Below are 24,777 nucleotides of genomic sequence, written 5' to 3' on the forward strand. Positions count from 1 at the left end.
CGTTTAGCAGACTATCTAATAGGGATAGTCTGCTTTTTTTCGCTTTTGACCATACTTTTGACCTTCTGAAAACTTCCTTGTTGTTCCTCTGTGAAACTCATGAAATCCGCAAAACGATTTGCCGTTTCTTCCGTCTGTTTTTTTGTGACATGGGTGTAGATATCCATAGTCGTTTTAATATCTGTATGTCCTAACCGAACTTGAACTTCTTTAAGAGAAGCTCCGGATTCAAATAGCAGACTGCAATGGGTATGACGAAAACCATGAGGTGTGATACGTTTTAAGTTATTCTCATTTATGATGATTTTCAAGTTGTGATTTACATAGTCTAAATAAAGTGGTTTATTTTCTTCTGATACAAATAGGAGCTGTTCACCATTCTTTGCCGGTTTAATTCCCATTTTAAAAAAATATTCTTTTTGCTTTAATTGCCATCGTTTTATTACTTGTAAGGTTTCAGAGTCTATCGAGATTGTTCGAAGGCTCTTTTCTGTTTTGGGAACTTGGAATTTGATTTCCCATTTATCACATGTGGCTAACGTTTGTTTAACAGAAAGTGTGCTTTTCTCGAAATCAATGTCTTTCCAACGTAAGGCTAATAATTCACCCTTACGTAATCCTGTAAAAGCTAAAATCCGGAAAATTGGATAAATCGGATCTGGATATTTTTTGGCAATTTCAAGGAATTCCAATAGCTCTTCCTTTTCATAGTAAGGTGCAGAATAGCGTTCCTCGTCAATTCGTTTCTTACGCTTTGGACGAATCACAGCATCCATGGGATTACTTCGGATGAGCCGTAAACTCAAAGCATACTTGAAAACAGATGAAGTCAGACCAATTAAGTTGGAATATTTTTTGTAATAGCTATACCAGTGATTTACCTGTTTTTGACAATAAGGAATTGAAATTCTTGAGATTTTCAAATTGCCAAAAAGAGGTAAGATATGCTTTTTGTAAGCCAATTTTTGGGCGACATAGGTACTTTCACGAACCGTGTTTTTATATTGCTCAAACCACTCATCTGCCAATTCTGAAAAAAGGCGTTGTGAATTTGTCACCACATCATTTTCTTCTACTTGTACCATCAAGCGATTATAAGCTTTCTTGGCTTCTTGTGGTGATTTAAAACCACGCTTGGTGGTGTATTTCTTTTTTCCTGTAACCGGATCAATACCGAGATATGCTTTAAACATATAGGCGATTGTGCCATTTTTCTTTTTATATTTATTTATCATAAGTTTCTCCCTTGATTCACTCGCCAGTATATCAAAGAGAAGGGTTTCTCCTTTCTTATCGGTATCATAGTCAGCGAAAACAAGTAAGTCAAGGTTAGATTTTTAGACTGTCTAAATAAAGTTTTACATCTTCACGGTCAAATCGAGTTTCTTTACCAAAAGGAATGACTTTTAACCCATGATCAATCCAATTATTGAGGCGAGTATCGCCAATCTTTAGTTGTTGCTTTAACTGTTTTCGTGTTGGGTAGGGAGGTAATTCCTTTGTTTTGGGTTGTTGTGCTTCTTCTTCCTCAATTTTTTGCTTTGTTAATTGAACAAGCTCTTCAATTATTTCTTGATTGAATTCAATCGGTACTGTAACAGTCATATTTTTACCTACTTTCAATATTCATTTTTTTATTTTTGTATAGCGAACAGTGCTTTCCTGAAAATCCATCACTTGTTCAGGAGTTCCACCTTCATTTATTGTACTGTAAAATATTGGACGTCTTACGAGATACTCATTGGTATAAAGGACGTCTTGATTTGTGGTATCAAAAGGTTGATCCACGAGTTGTTTTGTTACGCTGGGCACTTTGAGGTTACGGGATTTGAAGAACGCTTTTTTCTTATGCTCTTTCATATCCAAGTCCTTATCAAAATATTTACTGATATAGCGTCCACGATTTTCGATACTATCCACATCAATCTTGTTGATTTTGACAAATCCATGTCCCCAGATGGTTGTAAGGCGATTGAAGGAGATAAAAGGAAAGTCAAACAGGATAATGTGATAATGGATGGCGCCTCGTTCTTGCTTTTCCCACGTGGCAAGGTATTTTAACTTAGATTTTTTTGTGTGATAGAGTTCGTAGTTTAGTCGTTTGATAAATTTATTAAATTCATTATTCGCATAGGCAATGTCTTGAATGTTTTCTCTGAAAGTGAGGGTTAAAAATTTTGTCTGATTGTCAAAGTTCATATCCACGAGTCGAGCAATTTCAAATCGCATATTTTGATAGTGTTTTTGTTTTCGTTTTAAGCTATCGTATTGTCCTTGAGCGGATAATTCATCATAGTTTTTTCTCTTATCAGTGATGGTGTTTTCTTCTTCATAAAGCCAAGCTAATTCTTTCTTTCGTTTTGGATTGGTTTCATTTTTGTCTGCTTTTTGTTTCGGAGTAATGATTGCTTCATAATCATAAATTTCAAGGTACGTGGGAGTTTCAATGATTTTCTGATTATAAGCCTTCAAAAATCATCACTCCTTGTTGTTTATTCAATTGTCAATGAGCCGTTTATTTTCTCTAGATGTTGTTCTATAAATCAAGTTAAGGGGAAGTCCTGCAAAGCAGTCCTTCCAGCCTATGTGTTTATTGGGCGGTCTTAACGGACTGAAGCGGCTCTATGGCGCTGCCTCGCCGTTTCGTCCTAACCACCCAACAAACCCATAGGAAAATTAGTTTTGCGTAAGGTTACCTTGTTTTTTCGGAATCAAGGTTGCTGCATCTGCCGTGGCTGATAAGCCGTAACTAACGAATTGACCATTTGATCGTCCCCAAGGTGCAATCACTAAATTGGCAAATGTAACCATGGCTAAACCTTGTTGGATAAGTTCTTCCGGAGTAATCACAGGATTTTCAGATTTGACTTTGACACTGATTTTCTCGTAGCGGAGTTTAGGTAGGATACATTCGTAACTCCAACCTAGAATTTCCCCATCTTTTTGCCAGCGAGTAACATTGACGATTTGGTATTCTTTTTCGAGTTTTTCTTTTGGTAAGGTGAGATCGTTGATTTTAATTGGCATAATAGCCCTCCTTAGTTATATGTTGAAGGTTTTCATAGAATGTTGGTAGCTACCTTTCTTTTCTTCCTTCGTTAATAACAACAATTTAAATTTGCTTTTTGATACTAATTCATTCATTTTTCATCAAAAACTTAGATAGCTATCTAGCTGATCTTCAACATTGATACAATTTGATAGGGCGATCTTTTGAAAAATATAAAAGAGACGTTTGAACGATTTCAGCTTTGTTATGCTGGTTCGTTCAAACGTCTTTTGTTTGAGTATTTGATAATTCTTGAAAAATTAGGGTTTTCGAAAAGCTCCATGAGTATTTTAGTATCAGGATTTAGAATGATTCTCAATTTTTTTGTTAGTAGATAATTTCTGATAGTTAAGCAAAGCTAACAATTTCTTTTTCCAATTCGAGCACTAGATTGTCATGTCCAACTAAATTTAACAATAGCATGCCATTTTCAATCCGCTGTTTATCATTCGAACATATTCCTAAACGAACTGTCGAAATTCCAATGAAATCTACTCTATTTAATTTTTTTGATAAGTTCAAGGCTTCTGTAAGAATTTCCTGACTTTCCAAGAAGTAATGATTCTGCATATAAATATAAGCAAGATTGATAAGTAAAGTGGTGTGCAATACATCAATATTTGTATAAAACTCATATTTATGTAAAGCTTGTCTCAATTTGGGTACTAGTTCCAGGATTGTGGTGAATTCTAAATGATATAAGATTGCGTTTATCAATCGAATATCATCATAGGTCCAGATGTCTATTTTAGATAGTCGATTCCACACCAATGAAACTAATTCCTTAGTAGTTGAGGTAATTTGATCAGGAGAATCAGTTTCCAATTTAGATAATGCAGCAAGTATAAAGTGAATTTCGCGAATTTTGTTATCTTCCGATGATTTCAGATAGGTCTCGCATTTTCTTTGTAATTTAGAGATTTTCTCAATTTCTGCAGTGGAGACAATAGTATAGTACTCGTTGATAATCTTATCTCTAAAACTTGGTTGAAATTCATTGCAGATATACTGAAATTCATCCCATGAAACGTTTATTTGGTCAAGAAGATATTGCATTGACTCAAAGCTTGTATTTTGATTGTCATTTTCAATACGTGACAGAGTAGTTCGATTAATTTGATTATGGCAAACATCTTTTTGTGATAATCCTTTACCGATTCGAATTGACTTGTATATCTGACCAAAGTCCCAGCGCATATGTTTCCTCCCGATGATGTGCATATATTCAACATTATAATATAACCAATGTATCGAATTGTAAAATCAACGCATAAGAAATATAACAGAAAGGAGTAATCAAATGAATATATTTGCCATCATTAGGCAACTAGGTTTATGGCTAGTTGGTGCAAGTTTTGAATGAATAATCTTTTGTGGAGAAGGTACATGTTAGTTTTATGTAGAAGATCTATCTTGATATTTGAAAATTTTGAATAGAACGGAGAAGTATTATGAATAAAGTTAAAATGGCATTACTTGGGACGGTTACTATGACTATTCTTTCAATATTTAGTCTTAGTGGAGCTTCTGTAACACAAGCATCTGAAATATCGAAGGATAGTGTGACGACTTCTGAGGAGATTCAGAAAATAGCCGTCTCACCTCTTTACACAGAAGAAGAGAATCGTGCGCAAAATGCACTGAATATTATTAAGGAAAAATATTCGAATGTAGAAAGTAAAATAAATAAAGCGGGAGAAGTTATTTTAAATGATGAAGATGAAAAGCGTGTCAGTCAGGCTATTCAAGAGTATTTAGATTTAGTGGGATATAATTCTCTATTGAGAGGGGTTGGAAAAAATTGGTGGAATTCAACAAGTTTTGTTTCTACAGTTATTGATGTAGGATTAATTGCACTTGGACTATGGACGACGGCTAGTAGTGTTAGTGCAGTAAGAACTCTTCTTAGAAATAATAGGAGAAATATTACTAGGATGGTAGAAAAAGAAATCATGAAGAAAATAGGGTTAAGTGTGGGGAGCTTTGTGGGTGCGGCAATAGATGTAGCACTGACAATTGCAAGTACTTCAGTGGGAGGTGTGCTCGCTGAAGGGTTCGATCGTGTCGATGGGAAAAATGATAATTATATTTTTGCATAATTTGCTATTTATTGAGAATAGAGGTTAACATTAAGTCCATGAGTAAAGAATTTAAACATAAATTAAAGAAATTTCTATATGTCTTGGTTGCTAGTGGCTGTGCATTATTGAGCCTCTCCATTTACTTAATTATTAAAAGGGAATATCTAATTGGAATCTTGAGTGGCTTGTTTTCGATATTCTTTATTATCGGATGGATTCATGTATTAGACGATATAAACCTTGATGACAAGTAGAGGCAAGCAATGGGTTTTTCCAAATATTGTTAGGAAAAATGGAATTACCCGTTATAGTACCTCTAGTTCAACACACAAATGGCGTGGAGAAAAAACTATTGGTGCTGGTGTAGTATCACCGTGGGGAGACGTTACAATTTATAACTACGATTTTACTGACTATTATGGTGTCCATGGTAATGGCTCAAGTAGTTGGTATTAATACAGGGAGTAATGAACCTATGTTGAAATTGAGTGGTTTTTCGAAGAGCTTTGGAAACAAGGCTCTTTTTCAGAATGTTTACATGGATTTTTATCAAAATAGAATTTACTATATTTACGGAGAAAATGGAATTGGTAAAACTACATTGTTTCGATGTATTTTAGGGCAAGAAAAATTTGAAGGAGAAATTTATAAAGCAGACTCTAATCAATTCTGTATTTTTGACGATACGCCTTTTTTTTCAAATCTGACTGGGTTAGATAATATAATTTTCTTTACTAAAAATATGAAGATAAAACATCAGATTGAAAACTTAGATGTTCAATATCTAAATAATGAATTGCTATGTAAGTCAAAAGTAGCTACCTATTCCCTAGGAGAGCGGAAAATGTTAGCGTTACTACTTGCAAGATTGTTAAACTCTAAGATTCTCCTGCTTGATGAAGTGCTAAATGGACTAGATCAAAGCAATCGCGTTGTCCTTTTTAAAACGATAGAATTCCTAAAGAAGCAGGGATCACTCATTATTATGAGTGGACATGAAAAATTGTACCTAGATATTTGTAATGAAAAGCTATGGGTGAAAAATAAGACTATAGAAGTGGTACCTGATAAAAAAGTTCGGAGTTTATTTGCTAATGTAAAAGAGGGTGATTTATTTGTTGAGTGAATTACACTACCAATGGAAAGCTAGAGTTTATCTGATTTTTTTAGGAATTTCGATATTTTTAGTTGTAATGATGTATCTATCACAGAGAAACTTTTTAACTAGCAACTTGAGTAGTTTTTATCAAGCGATAGAAGATGCAAATGCAAATGGAGAAGATATTAAAGGTTTGCTAGAAGGTAGTTTTAAAATAGATCAACTGCAAAATATGGAAGTAATTAATAATCCACTAAAATACTATTTCATGTCCTATCAAGCTAGTTTAGTAGCAATGTTTCCGCAAAATGGAATCAATCAACTACTATCATCGTCATTTTTTATTATTTTTCCATGTATGAGTGGAGTTTATGGGGCCATTATCGCAAATGCTGAAGTAAAGTATGGAACACAAAAAGTTCATCGAACAATTAGGTCACAATGGCAAATCAATCGCTCTAAATTAATAGCCAGTGCAGTATCTATTTTCAGTGTATTATTTATTTCGATAATGACTTTTATTGCAATACAATTGTTGACTTCTTTAACCTTTCCGATGAAAGTTGATACTATTGTGAATTTGGATAATCTCAAAAAAATTTCCTATTTAAGTAATGCTTTATATCAGATTCTGTTTATTTTTGGAATTAGCTTACTTTATTTTATTGTTACTTTTTATTTAACTTTAGTGACAAAAAATATTTTGATAAGCATATTTGTGTTAAGCGCGTATAATTTATTTTTACCAGTTTTAGGAAGGTTCGATTTTAAGAATATCGTACTCAATATTTATCTAAAAGTTTTTAATACAAATGCATCTACTTTTAATATAGCTACTGGTAGTGTTATATCTCTTACATCGTGGATAGTAATTATTCCTTTTGTTTTGTTAGTGTTCTATATCCTTATTATGGAAGTAGTACTGCTTCGCAAAGAAAAATAAAAAATATGGAAGGATGGAATGGCATGTTGTTTTTCAAAAGAAATTTTCACATATTAATGCTAGTAATAACACTTGTTTGCTTCTTCATAGCCTATCAACTTATGTTTTCTGGAATAGCGATGATCCTCTTTGTTGGTATTCCAGCCGTACTAACAGGATGGTTATTTGCAAATAAAAATTGTGCATCTGACTAAAGAAATTTGACTAAAAAATCGGTATTGCACATGTTTCAATCATTTTTTATTCAATCTAAAAGAAAGCTGAGGGAGGAGAGATGTTAGAGACAGCTTCTAATTTAATAATTATTCCAATTTTAGTATGTATGTTTGTAGGTATTGATAGAGATAAGTGGATATCATGGAATAAAAATAAACAAATTTTTTTCTTTATAAGTTGGTTAGTTATGGCTGCAATTTTAATAGATAATAATCTTTATATCTTTGTTTTAGGATCAATTATTTTATTTTTCACTGAGCTCTACTTGTAATTAATTGTTTTGATTTTAAAAATATGTAGGGACTCTTAAATAACTAAAAGATGGTGACTTATTGATGCGTTTCTTAAGACTATTTTTAAAGGAACACCCTTTCTTTAGTTTTCTTATACTCTTGGGGATATCTAATATTATTGGGATAATAATTGATAAGCTTCGAGATGAAAAAATAGGTAAAGCAGGTATTTATACTATAATTTTTACGAGTATTTTAGGATTTATCTTAGTATACAAATCAACTAAAAGTAATAAATAGGTGACTTGAAACATCTAGAATTCTCTTTATTGAATTTCTGGATGTATCATTAATCCAAAAGTACTTTGTTAGAAAATCGAGTTGAAAGGCTAGATAACGAAATGGAAATTTTAGTAGAACTCCAGAGGTTTAAAGAAAATGAAGGGGAAATTTCTGAGATATTGGTTCAGTATACTCAATTTCATTTGTCAAATTAACCTAGACACAATCGCATCATTCATGTAACTCAAAAAACTTCCATTGGGGTTCGGTAGTTCAGTGATTTCCTGGGAATACGATTTCTTTTTGAAGAGATAGATTGGATAAAGACTTGATCAACCGTGTTGAAATCCATTTGTTTTGGCAGTCCGTCTCTGCTTAACAACCCATTTGAATGTTCATTTTACTGGAAGATTCCCACAGTCAAAAAGGCCCTTTTTGAACATCCAATAAAGTGTTCGAACAGAACGGGCAATCGGCCTCTCTTCACGACCAACCAGAACATCGTGTGTCCATCTTTATTTTGAACGTATTCTTTCTGTGTATCAAGTAAAATAATTGGATGCTGGCCACAGTGAGATTTATGCTCTTGGTATTGTTGGTAGTATTCGAGAGCGCTGTGTCCGTCTGCTAGAAAGTGGTATACGTTCTAAATGATTTGACGAGCACGATTTAATCGTTTTGCGACTTGTCCAACAGGCTGATGAGTATTGAAATAAGACTCTATTAAAACCAGTTCGTCTGTAGTAAGATGAGTATCGGTCATTTAGGCGGACTCCTTATCTTTCTTTAGTCGGAAATATAAGTTGAGTGTAGCATAAATGACTTTTTCCGTTGTCTAGCTTAATTTTACAATCGGCGAAATAAAAAAGTTGGTGCACGAACGCTAACTTTTAATGCTAGGTTGGCATTAGCTTAGTCAATAATGCATGCTCTCGTTTCAAACGTTTTTGTTTGAGCGAGTGTTTTTTAGTTATAGGTAGATCCAATAGGTGAAAAATTAGGAAAAGTAAATACATAGAGAATACGGAGAGGCGTGCATGCTATAGTTAAATTAAAATTTCGAGTATATTTATTAATCAATGCTAGCTCAAAATTGATGTTGTAAAAAAAGGGAAAGGAAGTAATGTTCAATGAAAAAAATAAAATTGAATTCGTCTAAGAAGTTTTCTGGTACTGCGAAAGAATTGAAGGAGAAATTCGAAGAAAAGGTAGATATATATCAAACCTCAACTACATATTCTAACACGGAAGCTCCACTACTATGGATTATACGTGGGAGCATTAAATATTTTGATAAATTAGATACAAATTTTTTAGGAATAGGAAATGAATCAGGTATTCCAAGTATGAAAGCAGACTATTTTGCAAATAATACTTATCGATTGATTAACGCAATTGACTATTTAGCAGAATTGTGGAAGTTAACAATTGAAAAATCTGATGAATTAAAATTTTTGTTGGATATTCGAACATTGATTGTTCATTCTGGAGAACCGATAAATAAAGTGGAATCTTTGAAACTAGAAGGTTATAAGGATAGTCAATTAGGACGCATTTTCCCTCGGAAAGAGTGTAGAGCATTCCCTTTTCCAGAAGAATACTCTGATATGGACTATTGTATAGAAGTTTGGAATGATAAACACGATAAGACCAAGAAGCATAATTTATCAAAAGTTGATCACCATGTAGAAAATGAAAGTTATTGTGACACGGGTATTTACTTGAAATCTTCTGATGTTAGAGATATTATGTTATGTCATATTGAAAAATTTATTGATTGTGGGAATAAAACTAAACAATCTCAAAAAGTAAAAAAGCTTCCAAATATAAAAGCTAAAGTTATGGATATGGAATCAGATACTATTGATTTTGATAAAATAGCTGATTTAATATCAAAAGATTTAAGAGGAGGATATTTTAAAGAGAGGGGAATAGAGTATTGGGATGGGTTTGGTTTAAAAAGGTTATATGATTATTCAAAAAAGCATTTAGGTACTTTGGATAAAGTTCGTGTAATCATTAAAGAAGAAATTCATACGGTCATGTCGAAATATTGGGATGATTATCAAGATGAAAATTTGACCATTGATGATTTACCTAATCTAGACATTAGAACTGTATTCACAGAATTTACTCCAGAATTTGAATATAAAGGTTATTTGGAAGGTGAAAAATTATTTATTTATATTGCGCCCTTTTTTAATACAAGAAACTATCCTGATAAAAGAACGGATATCGATTATTTGAATATGTTTGTCAATGAAGCAAGTAATGCTTTAGGAAAAAAATTAAGTATGGGAGAATCTGTTGAAGATTTAGTGTGTGACTATTTTATTCAGTCAATCCAAGTTAAATATGATAATAAGAGGCTTTGATCTTAAGTTAAACATTTTTGCTGAGATATAGAAAGTCTCTGTTTATGTTAGGAAATTTTTGTGAGGTGAAAATAATTATGTCTCAAGAAAGAGAGTCAATGCATAGTAAATTAAGTGATCATAAGTTTAATAAGGGTGTTTTTAAAAGCGGATTTAGTCAATTAATCACAGCTCTAGGGAAAGAAGAAGACTGGGTACATTCAAAATCTCCAGAATATATTTGGTTAGCCTTAATTTTAAATGAAGAGGAGAGAACAAAACAACTAGAAAAATGCATGTATATTTTAAAAGAAATGGAAGATAAAATTTCTTCAAAAAATCTAGCTTCACCTACACTTAGTGGTATTTTAAGTTTAAATTCTAAAAATTTAGATATTTTTATAAATATTTTAAATGAAGCTGATGTTTTAGGGTTAATATCTCCAATTTCAGTAGTTTTATCATCAGAGAATGAAGGGCTTAGAAAGCGATTGAAGGGATATTTAATGACGGTAGATGAAAGAATTGAAAAATTAAATTCCGTTTTAGAAAACCTTGTAGATCATCAAAGCCAGTTATCGACAGATGTAAGATACCTTATCGTTTATCATAGCTCTATTTTAGATAAATTAAAATTTCCTATATCACAAAAAAGTATGATTGATGGATTAATTGAGTATCCATATCTAGATGTTGAGGATGAGAAAATGAGGTACATTAGGCCAATGATACGAAGCACGGAATTAGGGATATCATTTCAATTTTTCAATACTGATTCTACTTTTAATAAAAATTTTTGGGAAAATATAGCAAAATATATGAATTGTGAGATGTTTTTATTGAGGTTTGAAAGGAACGAGAACATTAATTTAACTGAGCTTAAGTCAAATTTATATGAATCATTGAAATATTATAGAGATTTGATTCAAAACGTTGAGCAAAACAATACCAAACTTTTGGTATTAACAAGCATATTGACATACTCATATAAAAGATTGTTGGAACTTGTTGATCATAATTTACGGCAAACTATATCAGGAAGATCAATTGTCCGATCTTGTATTGAAAACTTTATGATGACTAAGTATCTTTTGAAAAATGAAGGTCAACATAAAGATATTTGGGAGGAGTTTCAGTATTATGGAATTGGTAACTATAAATTAATTTTTGAGCGATATCGTGAAGAAAATCCTAGTGTTGAAGGTAGTCATGTTCAGTTTGATTACTTAGATCTACTCGTTTCAGAATATATAAACAAGGAATTTATTGACATGGACACCCGATATTTTGGAAACGGAAACATTCGAAAAAAATTTCAGGAGGTCGATGAAGATTTTCTTTACAAATATATATATGAGTATGATTCGCAATTTGAGCATGGATTATGGGGAGCCATCCGTGAAAGCTCAATATTAAAATGTAATGCACCGGGACATCAGTACCATGGAATCCCTGATATTGATAATGAACAATCCCTTTCTGATGTTGGAAAAGATGTGCAGGATATTTTGATAAGACATCTTGAAGTGATGAATGAAGTATATCCCAATCCACATTTGGAAAAATAAAAGAGGTGCTTTATATGCTCGAAGAACTCAGAAAAATTCAAAATGAATATTTATTGCTATTAAAGAATATTTTAGGAGAAGTAAAAAAAGAAAGTTTGCTAGATTCACTCGATGTAATCCAAATGTTCTGGATTAAAAATCGAAATATTATATTAATGGCCAGCGACCATCTTTTTAAGTATCATGATACTTTTTTTCTAACAGCTACTACTATTTTTGATGTCAATGATTCTGATCAAAATATTTTTCTCGTGAATAGCGATTATCTGATTTTTGATGATCCTATTCCGAATTATTTGACTTTTATTGCAACCAAGGATGTTCCAAAAGAACTTTTTAGTAATTACTTGGAAAAATTGGAGGAGATTGTTATAGAAACAATACAAGATGAAATAGTATTGTTAGAAGAAAAAAGAGAATTTTTCTTTGTGTTGCCATTAAGATACTATAAGTCGAATATTGATCCGGATTTTGATCCGATTAAAGTAACAAAAAAAGTCGTTCAAAACTTTTTTAGCAAAACAATTACAGATGAAGTATTGACGAAGCATCAAAATATAGAAAAAATTATTAATCATGAAGCGATTTCAAAAATAGTGCTTTTTGATGGTGACAATCCAAATGAATCAATTATTAATAGAATTAATAATTATATAGAGAGAAATGGAGATATATTGCCTAAAAATTTTAGTAACATTCAAACATTATATTTTGCACTAATTGGTGATTTTCAACAAGCATTTAATGTGTTGGAAGCATCGTTATATTTTAACGTTATTCCTTTGTTCAGATCATTTACTCCCTATAATAATTATTATATACTTGCACAAACTTTAGAGCATAATAATGATAGTCTGGTTGAGAAAAGAAGAATTCAAAAAAATGTAAATAAAAGTTTTCTGGGATATTTGTTGTATCACGAGTATTGCAAAAGAGATGTAGATATTAGTTTATCTGATTTAAAACAAAAGGCGCAAAATATTAACTTGAAAAGACGGATGCGAAGCTTAGAACCTAATGAAGGTGGGTTAGTGAGTCTAGAAATTTATGATGATGAAATAAACAGAATCATTGATGAACTTATTAAGTGAATGTTTAAAAAGGTAATTGTATTTTCGATGAATCGGCTCGCATTATTTTTGTTTGAAAAATTGACACCATTGATTTCAAATTTATTGAAATCCACTGAAACTTTAAAAAATAAATCACGCTGTATCCATTGCTACTAAAGGTTTTTTAAGCTTATTAAAAATCCAAGCAATCAACCAGGTCTTAAGAAAGTACGTAAAGCATCTCAATTTCAAAAAACTAGATAAATTGTAGGTTGAATGCTTGAAAGTAGTTTCAGATATATCTCAAAGTGTATAATACACTGGCGAGTATTTTTTGACCATACTTTTGACCTTCTGCAAACTTTCTTGTCTTTTCTCTATGGAACTCATGAAACTAGTTTATTAAAGGAGAAATTAAATAAATCCAATTTCTTGAAGGTGGTTTATATACAATAGTTAATGAGATATAATAAATTGAACCCGCCCCTGCTAGATGAGAGTCTAGCTTAAATTGTAGTCTACGGACGGATATTGGGGTTCACAAAGCAATTTATCAGAGGAGGTGGTTGTCATGTTAGGAAGTTTATCTGATGTTTTAACTTGGGTATCTTTCTTGTTGTTTTTGCTGATTCAGTTCTCAAATTCGAGTATGATAACTCCTCATCTGGTTGGGGCTGTTGCTTTTGAATTATAAACAACGAAAAAGCCTTCTTAAATTGTATAATAATAAGATTTTTAGCTATGGATATAAAAAACATTTGGAAAAGAATTTTAGCAGAAAAGATTTTTCTCTAACTTGGAATCAAAGAGTTATTTTTGCAGATTGTAGATTTGAACAGACTATTTTTACAACATCTAGAATTGAAAACTGTCTTTTTATAAATTGTAAGTTTAGCAATTGCTCTTTTGTGAATTGTTCCATACTATATACGACTTTCGAGAATTCAAGCTTTTATAGGGTGCTGTTTGACCAGTGCACAATTACTAACTCACTTTTTGAGTCAAATTCTTATTCTGATTCTATGGTTTATCCCTTTGATGCTGATGTATACGCTATTACAACGTCCTCAAAAATAAAGTATACAGATAAACAAAAAGAAACTATTTATAAGCTACTGAATCAGTTAAAGGCTAAACAGAATATGCGAGATACGAAAAGTTTATTTCATACTAAGAGAAGGATGAATCGCTCTAAAAGAGAAAAAGAAAAATATAAACGAATAAGGCCTAAAGAAGCTAAAAGGTTGGGACTCACAAAAAAAGAACGACTACTTGAAAATAGAAGGCGAAAAAGTGATAGAAATACTGAAAATGTGAGTTATAGTGAGGAAACTAAATTAGGTAATCACACTTCGGTAAAAGAAGGACCAGTTCTTTTTCTGATGAGAATATATCCGTTTGAAGAATTATATCAAGGTCTGAAATATGCTTGTGCAACAATGAACAAGAAACAATATCCACTTAGTTATTTAATGAAAATAATAGAAAATAACCAAACGGATAATGAAACGTGACCATGCAATGATAATTGTTTGGCGTCTTTTTTGATTTCTAGTTATCGTGGTAAATGTTATTTCTGTGTAGCAGAGAATTAACATTTACCAATTATTAACTGATATAGATCTTTTTGACAAGTATTTAAGAAAAATTCAGTTGTATTTAAGGCCAGTTAGTGATTGAATGAACAGTATAAGTTAAACTCTAAGAGTACGAGGAGTAAAAATCATGCATATTTTTGCTTTTATCTATTAAAAAGGAGAATTGTCAATGGGTAGAAAAACAACAAAAGAAGGTGTTTTAAGAAGGTTATATGCTGAATCAATGGGGAGATGTATGAACCCTAATTGTCAAATATCTTTGTTTCTTGATGCAGGAGACATTATTGAGAGAGCACATATAGTTCCTTACTGTGATGGAGAAGATAATTCGTTTGATAATTTACTTGTTTTATGTCCAAATTGTCATACGAATTTTGATAAAAATAAACTATTTAATACAAGTGAGGTAAGATCGTGGAAGCTAAAAAGAATGTCAGAGGTGGAATCATTTTTCTCTAAAAAATATAAAACATTTTTGGAAATGAAAGAAGTAATAAAACCATTGCTTTTGGATAACAAATCCATTTTCGAAAATTATTACATCGGAGAAAATAAAAATCTGTGGGAAAAATTTGAAGGTAAGGTACTAGTTAATAATGCGACAATTAAAGGAATTCTTGAAAATAATTTGAACTTACTACAAAAATCTGATGTTTATGAATCCAATTTAGAAATTGTTATGAATTTCATTGCACATATAAATGAATTTCGGCTTACACGTGGGTCGGGTGAAAAGATTAGGAAAGTTTTATATCCCAAAGAGGTTGATTCTATATTCGGCGTTCAATCTATTGAGGATTCCTTGTCACCATCTACTGAGTCTCTTGAAGTATTTTTGAAGAAAATGATTCATGAAGATCGGCTTGTCAGTATTGGTCTTGGTTATGATCAACCGTATATCACTATAAAGGAAAATGATTGTGAAAGTGATGTATATCTTTGTGACACGCCTAGGTTAAGACAACTGTACTTTGATAACAAATGTTTTAGAGCTACAAAAGTTAGATTGGATAGCTTGAATTTTATTCTTAAGTATTTAAGAAATAATGGGATTTCATTTGAGTATAAGGAAAAGGGAAATTTACGGGAAATCGTTGTTGCAGATATTAATATTATTTTTGTATACGAATATTGTATAAGTAAAGAATTTCTAACTAGGCTAGCACCTCCAGCTAATACCGTCATTGTTAACTTACATAATTGGAATGGGGAAAAGTGTATATCTAAGGAAGCTTGTGAATTAGCTGATAATTTAGATGTGAGGCTACTATATACTAATAATTTTTATAGTTTTATACGAGGAGTCAAATGAAAAGTGATATTTTAATGGGAATTGAAAAAAATCTTTTTTTATTTAGCTATTTTGATAATGTCTATCTCTTTGGTTCATTCTTAGAATCAGAGAGAAATTTTCGGGATATTGATATACTGTTACTTTACTCAGCGTTTTCACGAGAAATTCCAACTGCAGTGATTGAAATAAGACAGGCTCTTGAAGGCCAATTTAGATATCCTATCGATATAACTGCTCTGAGTTTTGAAGAAGAAAAAAATATCGGTTTTTTATTGAGAATAAACAATAATTACTTAAAAATTAAATAGGTTTTAAAACTGAGGCACTTTATAATTGAAAGTATGTGATAAATTAGAGATGGTGATTATAGCCGTGAGATGGCACGATAAGAGACACAAGGAGACAAAATAGATCGTTTTTTCTGATGTTTGATTTTGAGTATTGTTTCATTGTAGTTCTCAGTTGTAAAAAATTTAAGAATATTTGATAAATAAGTTTAATATTATCGCAACTACTGACAATTAAGCCAATAATTGATTCGAAATAATTATATCAATTTGGATATAGAAGGGATCTTACTCAAAAAGTCACATTTTGAAATAAAATACAAATCAGTTTAAATAGAGCATGCTTTTAATATGATTTGTATAATACACTGGCGAGTATTTTTTGACCATACTTTTGACCTTCTCAATCGAATTTTATTGAGTTTTATCAGCTTTTTTCATTATTCAAATATCCCGTGTTTAAGCGGTTTTTAGCTGTTTAGGAACCACCAGAAAGCAATCCAGCTCTCAATACGGTCTCAAAGACGCAAACGCTGCAGAATAATCAAATTATTGTTTATGCAATATTTGGCAGACCTCATCTTCGGGTGGGGTCTGTTTTTTTGCATATTTTTTATTCTTAGTTCGACATAGTTGGATTGATTCGTTGCAAACAAATAAAAAATTGCCAATGATAAAATGAGTTGAATCTATATTTTGTGTTCACATTTCTATAGTTTGTTCATGTACTTCTTTTTAAGTAAGCGCTATCATTTCACTGGGATAAAAAACTATAGGAGGAATCATGGATGAATTGTTGGGTAAAAAGTGGAGTAGGATTGTTGTTGGCATTGAGTGTAGTTGGAGTTTCAGGATGCGGTGTCGAAAATAAAGCAGAGTCAAATTCGATTGACTATCAGGAAACGGAAGAAGCAAAAGTTGATCGAGGTATGGCAAATCAACCAGAATCTTCTTATTGGTTTCCAGAAGAATTATTGCAATGGGATTTTTCAAAAGACGAGGATGCAAAATACAATGTTAGTACTGTACCATTGGCAACACGAGTAGATAAAACAAAATTGATTCCTTCAAATAAAACACAAAATTCAGAGATGAAAGTAGTGGCTTTATCCATTATGAACAGTAGTACCAGCGGCAATGCACCACGAGGAATCAATACATTTGATGCCAATGTTTTTTCTAACTGGCAATATATCGACCAACTTGTTTACTGGGGTGGTTCATCTGGTGAAGGGATTATTGTTCCTCCAAGTCCGGATGTGATTGATGCGGCGCATAAAAACGGTGTGCCAGTGTTAGGAACGGTGTTCTTTCCACAAACCGCGCATGGTGGGAAACTCGAATGGTTAGATACTTTCTTGGAAAAAGATGCCGATGGGACATTTCCTTTAGTCGACAAGCTGATTGAAGTTGCACAAAGTTATGGATTTGATGGCTGGTTCATTAACCAAGAAACAGATACAGTTGTGACTAGTTTTGATGAGGCGAAAGAAAACAAAAATGAGCAAACAGCAGATAATGCTGGCGGATTGAATAAAGAACATGCCGACTTGATGCAAGAATTTATCAAAGAATTTAAGAAGAAACAAGCTGATTTAGCTATCATGTGGTATGATTCGATGACATCTGAAGGAAAAATGGATTGGCAAAATGCTTTGACCGATCAAAACCAAGCTTATTTAGTAGATGCAGACATGAATCCGGTAGCGGATAGCATGTTTTTGAATTTCTGGTGGAATACGGAGCAATTGGCAAGTAAGGAACTTTTGAAAGCATCTAAGAAAAAAGCAAATGAATTAGGGATTGATCCTTATGATTTATTTGCAGGAATTGATGTTCAAGAAAAAGGCTATGCTACATCAGTTGATTGGGATTTATTTGTGGATGACAAAGGTGTTCCTTATACTTCTTTAGGATTATATGTTCCTAGTTGGACGTACAGTTCTGCTAGTGATCCAGATGATTTTCAAAATCGGGAAGAACGTTTTTGGGTCAATGACAAAGGAGATCCAACTCAAACTACCGCGTTAGAAGGACAAGATTGGCCGGGAATTTCAACGTATGCGTTGGAGCAAACAGCCATCACTTCTTTGCCTTTTGTAACGAATTTCAATACAGGAAATGGGTATAATTATTTCATTAAGGGCCAAAAGGTATCTAGCTTAGATTGGAATAATCGAAGCATGCAAGATATCATGCCGACATATCGTTGGGTAATGGAACATGAAAATAACAATGATTTATCAATTAGGATGGATTATGCGGATGCTTTCAATGGTGGAAATTCTTTACTATTTAGAGGGAATATGACCAAAAATTCTGCTAGTCAAGTGAAACTTTATCGAATGGAAACAGCAGTAACAAAAGATTCAGAAATAACTACAACTGCTAAAGCATCAGATACGACCAACCTAGCTATTGTCTTGACATTTGAAGACGGAGGTACAGAAACGATTGAATCAAGTGAAAAAGTAGTGAATGAGTGGACAACTTTGACGTATTCATTAGAAAAATTTGCAGGAAGAACGGTCACTTCGCTGTCTTATAAAATAACTTCAGAAAAAACAAATGACACTTATGAATTACATTTAGGACAGCTTGCAATGACTGATTCACCTACCACAGAGAAATTGGCTGTTGCAAATGCTGAAGTAGAAGACGTCGTTTTTGATGAAGAAGAAAGTAATTATGCAGGGATTCGCTTAGTGTGGAATAGCAAAGAAAGTCAAGCAAATCATTATGAAATTTATCGAATAAATAAAGATGATACTCGTTCTTTCCTAGGTGCTACGCCTGCAACGACACATTACATCAATGGGTTGGAAAGACAAAAGAACACGCAGCAAACAAACTTGGAAATCGTTCCCGTCGATGCTCTTGGAAATCGAGGCGTGGCATCAGATCCAATTTCTTTTGAATGGCCAGATAATACATTACCAAAAGCGAGTTTTACTGCTTCTAAAACAATGGCGGCTCCTGGGGAACAAATTAGTTTCACAAATACATCTTCTTCGAATACAGACAAAGTAACTTGGGAATTTGAAGGCGGTAATATTGAAACAAGTACGGAAGACGCACCTGTCGTTACTTATGATAAAGAAGGTGTGTATAAAGTAAAATTGACCGCAGAAAATGAAGAAGGAAAAACACCGATTGAGATAGAGGGCTTGATTACGATTAGTCAAAAAGTCCCTGCAGAATTAGCGTTGTTATCGTTAAATGCGAAAACAGAAGCTTCTTCGTTTACTAATGATTCAGAAGCGCCAGAATTTGCAGTTGATGGGAAACTCGAAACAAAATGGTGTGCAACAGGAACGCCTCCCCATGAAATCATTGTCGACCTAGGTGCCAATCAAACTGTCAGTGAAGTTCGATTAGCACATGCTGAAGCAGGTGGCGAAAATGCAGATATGAATACAAAAGCTTATACAATCGAAGTAAGTCAAGATGGAAAAGAGTATAAGAAAGTATCGCGAACGATCAATAATACGAAAAAAAATAGTATCAATACCTTTGCTGTCGAACAAGCGCGATACGTAAAAGTAAGTGTGGACAAACCTACACAAGGCTCAGATACAGCAGTGCGAATTTATGACTTGGGTGTTTATGGAATGAAAGAGTTGCTGAAATAAAAGGGTGATAAGTAGATACGCAAACTTATTTACGAAAAAGGAAACAAGTGAAATAAATTTAGGAGCTGTGACAAAAGTCTTGTCACACTCCTTTTTCTGAATCAATGGTGGTCCAAGCAACTCCTCAGAATAGGTCTACTTTAAAGTTTGACAAACAAGTTCTGAGACTCAGTCAGTAAGAATGATTTTAAATGAGATTTTTAAATTGTTTCAGCTAGTGTTGTATACGTTAGGTCTTTTAATAAATTTTTACCCAAAATTTTAAGGGACAAGAATATTTGGGATTGTATCCATATCTCGAATACGAAAAAAATTCGATTACCCATGTATATAAATTTTGGGTAATTAATCCAGAAAAAAATGAATATAAAGAAAAATTAAGTCATTGGCTCAATCTGTAAGTGATTTTTTAGAATATAAAAGACGATATTCCCGTATCGTCTTTTTTCTTTTACTCTTTCTGTCAATCATTAAAAAATATCCTTTTCCGGATAATTCAGACAAAAAGTTGGCAGTTTACTGGTTAATAGGTACACTTAGAAAGAGGAATAATCAACAGAATCCCTTACAATAATTAAGAGAAAAAAGGACGTGGTCTGAAATGAAAAAATATCGTGGAGCAATTGCGATCTCGGTGATCATTACTCTGCTTCCACTTGTGGCAAGCGCCATTTTTTGGGAAGAAATTCCGAATCAAGTTGCCACACATTTTGATTTGAATTGGCAAGCGAATGGTTGGAGTTCGAAAGAATTTGCGTTGATTGGCTTACCACTTCTTCTGGCGGGTTTACAATTATTGGTTGCCTTTTTTGTGTTGAATGATCCAAAGCAAAAAGTGACAAAACGCTGGATTATTTATGGTGTTTTAGGAATCATTCCACTGGTTGCCCTTTTTGTTCAAGCGTTAACGATCAGTTATGCTTTAGGTAATCAAGTAACATGGTTGATGAAAATTAGCCCCACCGCATTGATCGGTGTCATCTTTATTTTTTCAGGAGTGATTTTGACTGCTGTCCCACAAAATTATACAGTGGGTATTCGTTTACCTTGGACATTGAGCAGTGAAAAAAATTGGGTACAAACAAATCGGCTTGGGGCCAAAATATTTATCGCAGGTGGTATTGTGATGTTACTTGCAGGTCTTGTTTCATGGGAATTTTTGATGCTACCAATTATTGTGATTGTTATTTTGATCCCAACGATCTATTCATTTTGGTTGCACCGAAAAGGAATTTGATAAAGTGAAGAAGAGTAAAATAGCAGAAACAAATAGGTTAAAAATGACTGGTTTTAGGAGATGAAGAGGAATGCACATTGAACATTTAGCTGTTTGGACGAAAGATTTGGAAAAAATGAGAACGTTTTACGAAAAATATTTCCATGCAACAAGTAGTGAGCGCTATCGTAATCCAAAAACACAATTTCAATCTTACTTTTTAAGTTTTGATTCAGGAAGTCGCTTAGAATTGACAACGAAACCGCATCTAGCAAATCGGGTCACAGATCATCTAGGGTATGCACACTTAGCGATGGCGGTAGGGACGAAACAAGAGGTGGACCGTTTCACTGACCAGCTTGTCCAAGATGGTTATCCTTTACTGAGTGGACCGCGAACAACAGGGGATGGCTACTATGAGGCAGTAATCCAAGATCCAGAAGGAAATTTGATTGAATTAACGACAGATTTGGTTGACTGATTATGAATAAAAAGGTGGGGAATATGAATGGTAAAAGATTTTGACTACGAACAAATGTTAGCTGGTGAACTTTACAAGGCATCAGGTATTTTCCCAGAAAACCGCTCGATTAATGGGCAAAAGTTAGCACAAAAAATCAATCAATTACCTATTGATGAAACAAAAAAAATCGTGGCGCTGGAAAAAGAACTCTTTGGCAAAACGGGTGAACATATTTATATTAATCCACCACTTCATGTCGACTATGGTCGTCATGTGGAGATTGGCGAAAATTTTTACGCAAACATGGATTGCATCTTTTTAGATGTGAATAAAATAAAAATTGGAGATAATGTCATGGTGGGACCGCGAGTCAGTTTCTTTACTGCAGGTCACCCAACAGATGCGGATATTCGTATAACTGATTTAGAATTTGGTTTACCGATTACTGTGGGAAATAATGTTTGGATTGGCGGAAATAGTGTGCTGTTACCGGGGATAACGATTGGAAATGACTCGATTATTGCTGCGGGTGCAGTCGTTACAAAAGATGTACTAGATCATACGATTGTTGGTGGAAACCCAGCAAAAGTGATTCGCAAAGTCAATCAGGCAGATAAAGAGAAGTGGCAAAAACAAATGGAAAACTATCATTCGCTTAAGGAAGCACATCTCAAGAAAATAAGTGAGTAAAGTAATCAGCAAACTAGTTAGATATAAAACGAGACAAGGAAGTAGCGTTTCCTTGTCTCATTTTTTATTTTAGTTAATTAAACAGCGAGAAAACAAGTGTATTTCAAAATATTGCTTTTTTCATACAACTGTTAATGCTTTGCTTAGAAACTGGAGACCTCTTCTATCACTTTCTTTTTCCGTTTATTTACGAAATAAAGGAAGGTACAAATCAATGGAATGATTCCAGAAATAATGTATAGACCTCTGAATGAAGTGAACGATTTCAAGGTTCCCATAATGTAAGGGCCGACGCCTAATCCTAAATCTAATCCGATGAAGTAAGTAGATAACGCAATACTGATTCGATGTTCACGAACGATTTTCAAACAAACTGCTTGTCCGTTAGACATAAACGTTCCATAACCAAGACCAACGAAGGCTCCTGCAAGAAGCAACATGAAACTATTTGTTGTTGCACTAAGCAAAAATAATCCTGCAGTTAAGAAAAGATAGCTAGGATACATAACGTATTGTTCACCTTTCGCATCAAAAATACGACCTGTCAACGGGCGAGTAAAGGTGATTACCAAAGCGTAGACAACAAAGAAGAATGAACCAGCGCTAACTAGATGGATCACTTGTGTATAAGAAGATAAAAAGGACAAGACACTAGAGTAAGACAAGCCCATCAAAAAGGCAATTCCTGTAATAAACAAGGCTTTTTTCTCGATGAAACTATCAACTGTCCATGAAGTCAATTGTTCTTTTTGCTCAGCTGACAAAATAATATTTTTGACTGGGAAGAACAGACAAGCGATAGTGACTAAGAAAACCAAGACAATCGTGAACCAAATAATGAAATGAAAATCAGTCATATTCAACAAGATCATTCCTAAAAATGGTCCAATTGCAGCGGCCAAGCTAGTACTTAAACCATAGTAATTGATTCCTTCCCCTTTTTTATTCATTGGAATATACGCCGTCACAATTGCATTTGTTGCAGTTGAAACTGTTCCATAACCAAAACCATTTAAAAAACGAACAAGGTAAAGAATTCCGATGGAAGGCATGTAAAGATAAGCGATGGTAGTCAATAGATAAAAAATTGCACCACCTTGTAATGTTATTTTCCGGCCAATCAATTCAAGTTGTTTCCCCATCAATAAACGAGCAAGCAACGTACCAATGATATAGATGCCAGAAGCAAATCCTGCTTGACTTAAGCTAGCGTGTAAGCTGTCCTGGGCGATAACTGCAATGATGACCATTAATAAATAATAAACGAGATAAACAATAAAATTAATAAGTGTGATACCAATAAAATGTTTGTTGAATAATTTGTCTTCCATTTGTTTTGCTAATTCCCCTTAATGTACATATGAATATGCTTTTAGTTTTTCGATTTGAACTTCAACATCGTGATAATTTGATGGATAGCGATCGACAAGTTGTTGGATAAACAAGTCACGTGTTTCCATAAATAATTGTAAGAATTCTTGACACTCTTCATCTGGTGTTTCTTCGACAGATTTAATCAACTCAATTGAGTTTTGATAAGCATCATTTAAGAAAACTAACGAAGCTTTCATATCAAATCTTGTGCGGTAAGCTGTTTCTAATCGGTTAATAATAGTGTTCATCCAAAATTGCATTTTTTTGACCTCGATTCAGTAATTTTTTTTACATACGGAGTATAGCGAAGAAAAAAAATGAAGAAAATGAACTTGGTTATACAAAAAGGTACTTAACAAATGTTACTATCATTAGTAAAATACCTATGAACTTTAAAAATCTTGGAAATCTTGTATTATTTTTTTAGATAAATGTTTGGATGGGGGAGCATGATTGGATAACAGAGCACTAGCGGAGTATGTAACAAGTAAAAATATTCCAATTATACGAAAGGGGTATCACAAGTATTTAACGTTTGAGGGTGTCGAAGATTGTTACACTTATATCTTGAAAGAGGGAATCGTTAAAGCAAGCGTGATCTCCAATGACGGAAGAGAGTTCAATCTAAGATATGTCAATGATTTAGAAGTGGTATCTCTAATTAAAGATGAATATTCACAATTTATTGATTCACCCTATAATATTCGAGTTGAATCAGAGTATGCGGAGTTTTATCGTGTGAATCGGGTGAAGTTTTGGGAGGACATCAACAATAATCCAGATTTGCAGCATCATGTAAAAGAGTTTTATCGTTTTCGGTTATTAAATGTCATGAAAAAAATGCAACAGATGCTACTAAATGGGAAATTGGGCGCAGTTTGTACACAATTATATGAATTGTATGACATGTTTGGTGTGCGAACACCTGAGGGATTGTTGATTGATTTTCCAATTACGAATGAAGAAATTGCTAAGTTTTGTGGTATCTCGACGGCAAGTAGTGTGAGTCGAATTTTGAAGCAATTAAAAGATAAGGGAATCATTGCGGTTCAGGATCATCATCTGATCATTACGAATATGGAGCTGTTGGAAGATAATATTATTTTTTAGAAAGGTTGAAAAAGAAGTGCCTAGCTCCAATAAATAAAAATAAATTTCCAGAAATTGTTTCTCAAATTTTTGTGAAATTTAGACTTATTTGGAAGGAGTTACTTCTTGAATACCGAGGAAAAAGGTTGTGGCTCCCAGCGTTGAGCTTCAAGCAATAAGGAATTTTTTCTGAAAATCGCTACTTAAATTGTTGTTGGGAGCATATCACAGCTTACGCAACAATAAAAAGAGGGAAG

At 33.2% G+C, this 24,777-nt stretch carries 24 protein-coding genes and 1 pseudogene; 17 read left to right on the plus strand and 8 right to left on the minus strand.

Annotated elements, in window-relative coordinates:
* Positions 1-11: 11 nt before the first annotated feature.
* The 5 genes from JZO71_RS11220 to JZO71_RS11240 all read right to left on the minus strand — a co-directional run bounded on the left by JZO71_RS11220 (position 12) and on the right by JZO71_RS11240 (position 4,246).
* Positions 12-1,235: a site-specific integrase gene (locus JZO71_RS11220; RefSeq protein WP_242590596.1), complete on the minus strand. Its 1,224-nt coding sequence runs from the start codon at positions 1,233-1,235 to the stop codon at positions 12-14.
* 94 nt (positions 1,236-1,329) lie between these two features.
* Entirely contained in the window at positions 1,330-1,605 is a 276-nt protein-coding gene (locus tag JZO71_RS11225) for a DNA-binding protein (RefSeq protein ID WP_206899664.1), read from the minus strand.
* Positions 1,606-1,626: 21 nt separating this feature from the next.
* Positions 1,627-2,472 (minus strand): rolling circle replication-associated protein, encoded by an 846-nt coding sequence (locus JZO71_RS11230; protein WP_206899665.1) that lies wholly within the window; start codon positions 2,470-2,472, stop codon positions 1,627-1,629.
* Positions 2,473-2,676: 204 nt separating this feature from the next.
* Positions 2,677-3,027 carry a hypothetical protein gene (locus tag JZO71_RS11235; protein ID WP_206899667.1) on the minus strand — a complete coding sequence of 117 codons (351 nt, stop codon included), beginning with the start codon at positions 3,025-3,027 and terminating at the stop codon, positions 2,677-2,679.
* Between the two features lie 370 nt (positions 3,028-3,397).
* Positions 3,398-4,246 carry a helix-turn-helix domain-containing protein gene (locus JZO71_RS11240; RefSeq protein ID WP_206899669.1) on the minus strand — a complete coding sequence of 283 codons (849 nt, stop codon included), beginning with the start codon at positions 4,244-4,246 and terminating at the stop codon, positions 3,398-3,400.
* A gap of 254 nt (positions 4,247-4,500) precedes the next feature.
* Between JZO71_RS11240 and JZO71_RS12505 the strand changes: the two genes are divergently transcribed.
* The 5 genes from JZO71_RS12505 to JZO71_RS11265 all read left to right on the plus strand — a co-directional run bounded on the left by JZO71_RS12505 (position 4,501) and on the right by JZO71_RS11265 (position 7,659).
* Positions 4,501-5,148 (plus strand): hypothetical protein, encoded by a 648-nt coding sequence (locus tag JZO71_RS12505; RefSeq protein ID WP_242590598.1) that lies wholly within the window; start codon positions 4,501-4,503, stop codon positions 5,146-5,148.
* A 225-nt stretch (positions 5,149-5,373) separates the two neighbouring features.
* Positions 5,374-5,586 (plus strand): hypothetical protein, encoded by a 213-nt coding sequence (locus JZO71_RS11250; protein WP_242590600.1) that lies wholly within the window; start codon positions 5,374-5,376, stop codon positions 5,584-5,586.
* On the plus strand, positions 5,549-6,256 hold the full coding sequence (locus JZO71_RS11255; protein WP_206899678.1) for an ATP-binding cassette domain-containing protein: 708 nt from the start codon (positions 5,549-5,551) through the stop codon (positions 6,254-6,256). The genes JZO71_RS11250 and JZO71_RS11255 overlap by 38 nt, the downstream gene beginning before the upstream one ends.
* Positions 6,237-7,172 (plus strand): hypothetical protein, encoded by a 936-nt coding sequence (locus tag JZO71_RS11260; RefSeq protein ID WP_347401347.1) that lies wholly within the window; start codon positions 6,237-6,239, stop codon positions 7,170-7,172. The genes JZO71_RS11255 and JZO71_RS11260 overlap by 20 nt, the downstream gene beginning before the upstream one ends.
* 274 nt (positions 7,173-7,446) lie before the next feature.
* Positions 7,447-7,659, plus strand: a complete 213-nt coding sequence (locus JZO71_RS11265; protein WP_206899682.1) for a hypothetical protein — start codon at positions 7,447-7,449, stop codon at positions 7,657-7,659.
* A 450-nt stretch (positions 7,660-8,109) separates the two neighbouring features.
* Here the strand turns inward: JZO71_RS11265 and JZO71_RS11270 are convergent.
* A pseudogene (locus tag JZO71_RS11270) lies at positions 8,110-8,666 on the minus strand (transposase).
* Between the two features lie 367 nt (positions 8,667-9,033).
* Here JZO71_RS11270 and JZO71_RS11275 point away from each other — a divergent pair.
* The 11 genes from JZO71_RS11275 to JZO71_RS11320 all read left to right on the plus strand — a co-directional run bounded on the left by JZO71_RS11275 (position 9,034) and on the right by JZO71_RS11320 (position 22,057).
* Positions 9,034-10,278, plus strand: coding sequence for a hypothetical protein (locus tag JZO71_RS11275; RefSeq protein ID WP_206899684.1), 1,245 nt, complete (start codon positions 9,034-9,036; stop codon positions 10,276-10,278).
* 77 nt (positions 10,279-10,355) lie between these two features.
* Complete coding sequence (locus tag JZO71_RS11280; RefSeq protein WP_242590602.1) at positions 10,356-11,825, plus strand: DUF5677 domain-containing protein; 1,470 nt, start codon at positions 10,356-10,358, stop codon at positions 11,823-11,825.
* Positions 11,826-11,839: 14 nt separating this feature from the next.
* Complete coding sequence (locus JZO71_RS11285) at positions 11,840-12,916, plus strand: hypothetical protein (RefSeq protein ID WP_206899686.1); 1,077 nt, start codon at positions 11,840-11,842, stop codon at positions 12,914-12,916.
* Between the two features lie 532 nt (positions 12,917-13,448).
* A complete protein-coding gene (locus JZO71_RS12560) occupies positions 13,449-13,571 on the plus strand; it encodes a hypothetical protein (protein ID WP_277988617.1) in 123 nt (40 codons plus the stop codon).
* Positions 13,561-14,391 carry a pentapeptide repeat-containing protein gene (locus JZO71_RS11290; protein ID WP_206899688.1) on the plus strand — a complete coding sequence of 277 codons (831 nt, stop codon included), beginning with the start codon at positions 13,561-13,563 and terminating at the stop codon, positions 14,389-14,391. The genes JZO71_RS12560 and JZO71_RS11290 overlap by 11 nt, the downstream gene beginning before the upstream one ends.
* A gap of 253 nt (positions 14,392-14,644) precedes the next feature.
* Entirely contained in the window at positions 14,645-15,787 is a 1,143-nt protein-coding gene (locus tag JZO71_RS11295; RefSeq protein WP_206899690.1) for an HNH endonuclease signature motif containing protein, read from the plus strand.
* A complete protein-coding gene (locus JZO71_RS11300) occupies positions 15,784-16,077 on the plus strand; it encodes a nucleotidyltransferase domain-containing protein (protein WP_206899692.1) in 294 nt (97 codons plus the stop codon). The genes JZO71_RS11295 and JZO71_RS11300 overlap by 4 nt, the downstream gene beginning before the upstream one ends.
* 767 nt (positions 16,078-16,844) lie before the next feature.
* Positions 16,845-19,688 carry an endo-beta-N-acetylglucosaminidase gene (locus JZO71_RS11305; protein WP_206899700.1) on the plus strand — a complete coding sequence of 948 codons (2,844 nt, stop codon included), beginning with the start codon at positions 16,845-16,847 and terminating at the stop codon, positions 19,686-19,688.
* Positions 19,689-20,289: 601 nt separating this feature from the next.
* The gene (locus tag JZO71_RS11310; RefSeq protein WP_206899702.1) at positions 20,290-20,925 is read left to right on the plus strand and encodes an SdpI family protein; all 636 of its coding nucleotides are present in this window, start codon (positions 20,290-20,292) and stop codon (positions 20,923-20,925) included.
* A 70-nt stretch (positions 20,926-20,995) separates the two neighbouring features.
* Positions 20,996-21,385 carry a VOC family protein gene (locus JZO71_RS11315; RefSeq protein WP_206899704.1) on the plus strand — a complete coding sequence of 130 codons (390 nt, stop codon included), beginning with the start codon at positions 20,996-20,998 and terminating at the stop codon, positions 21,383-21,385.
* 27 nt (positions 21,386-21,412) lie between these two features.
* Complete coding sequence (locus tag JZO71_RS11320; RefSeq protein ID WP_206899706.1) at positions 21,413-22,057, plus strand: sugar O-acetyltransferase; 645 nt, start codon at positions 21,413-21,415, stop codon at positions 22,055-22,057.
* A 143-nt stretch (positions 22,058-22,200) separates the two neighbouring features.
* Here the strand turns inward: JZO71_RS11320 and JZO71_RS11325 are convergent, their stop codons facing one another.
* Positions 22,201-23,388 carry an MFS transporter gene (locus tag JZO71_RS11325; RefSeq protein WP_206899708.1) on the minus strand — a complete coding sequence of 396 codons (1,188 nt, stop codon included), beginning with the start codon at positions 23,386-23,388 and terminating at the stop codon, positions 22,201-22,203.
* Positions 23,389-23,406: 18 nt separating this feature from the next.
* Positions 23,407-23,691 carry a hypothetical protein gene (locus tag JZO71_RS11330; protein ID WP_067480348.1) on the minus strand — a complete coding sequence of 95 codons (285 nt, stop codon included), beginning with the start codon at positions 23,689-23,691 and terminating at the stop codon, positions 23,407-23,409.
* Between the two features lie 193 nt (positions 23,692-23,884).
* On the opposite strand from JZO71_RS11330, the gene JZO71_RS11335 reads away from it, so the two are divergent.
* The gene (locus JZO71_RS11335) at positions 23,885-24,541 is read left to right on the plus strand and encodes a Crp/Fnr family transcriptional regulator (RefSeq protein ID WP_206899710.1); all 657 of its coding nucleotides are present in this window, start codon (positions 23,885-23,887) and stop codon (positions 24,539-24,541) included.
* The last annotated feature ends 236 nt before the right edge of the window (positions 24,542-24,777 follow it).

Origin of the sequence: Candidatus Enterococcus courvalinii, from assembly GCF_017315945.1 — a bacterium.
Taxonomy (GTDB): Bacteria; Bacillota; Bacilli; order Lactobacillales; family Enterococcaceae; genus Enterococcus_B; species Enterococcus_B courvalinii.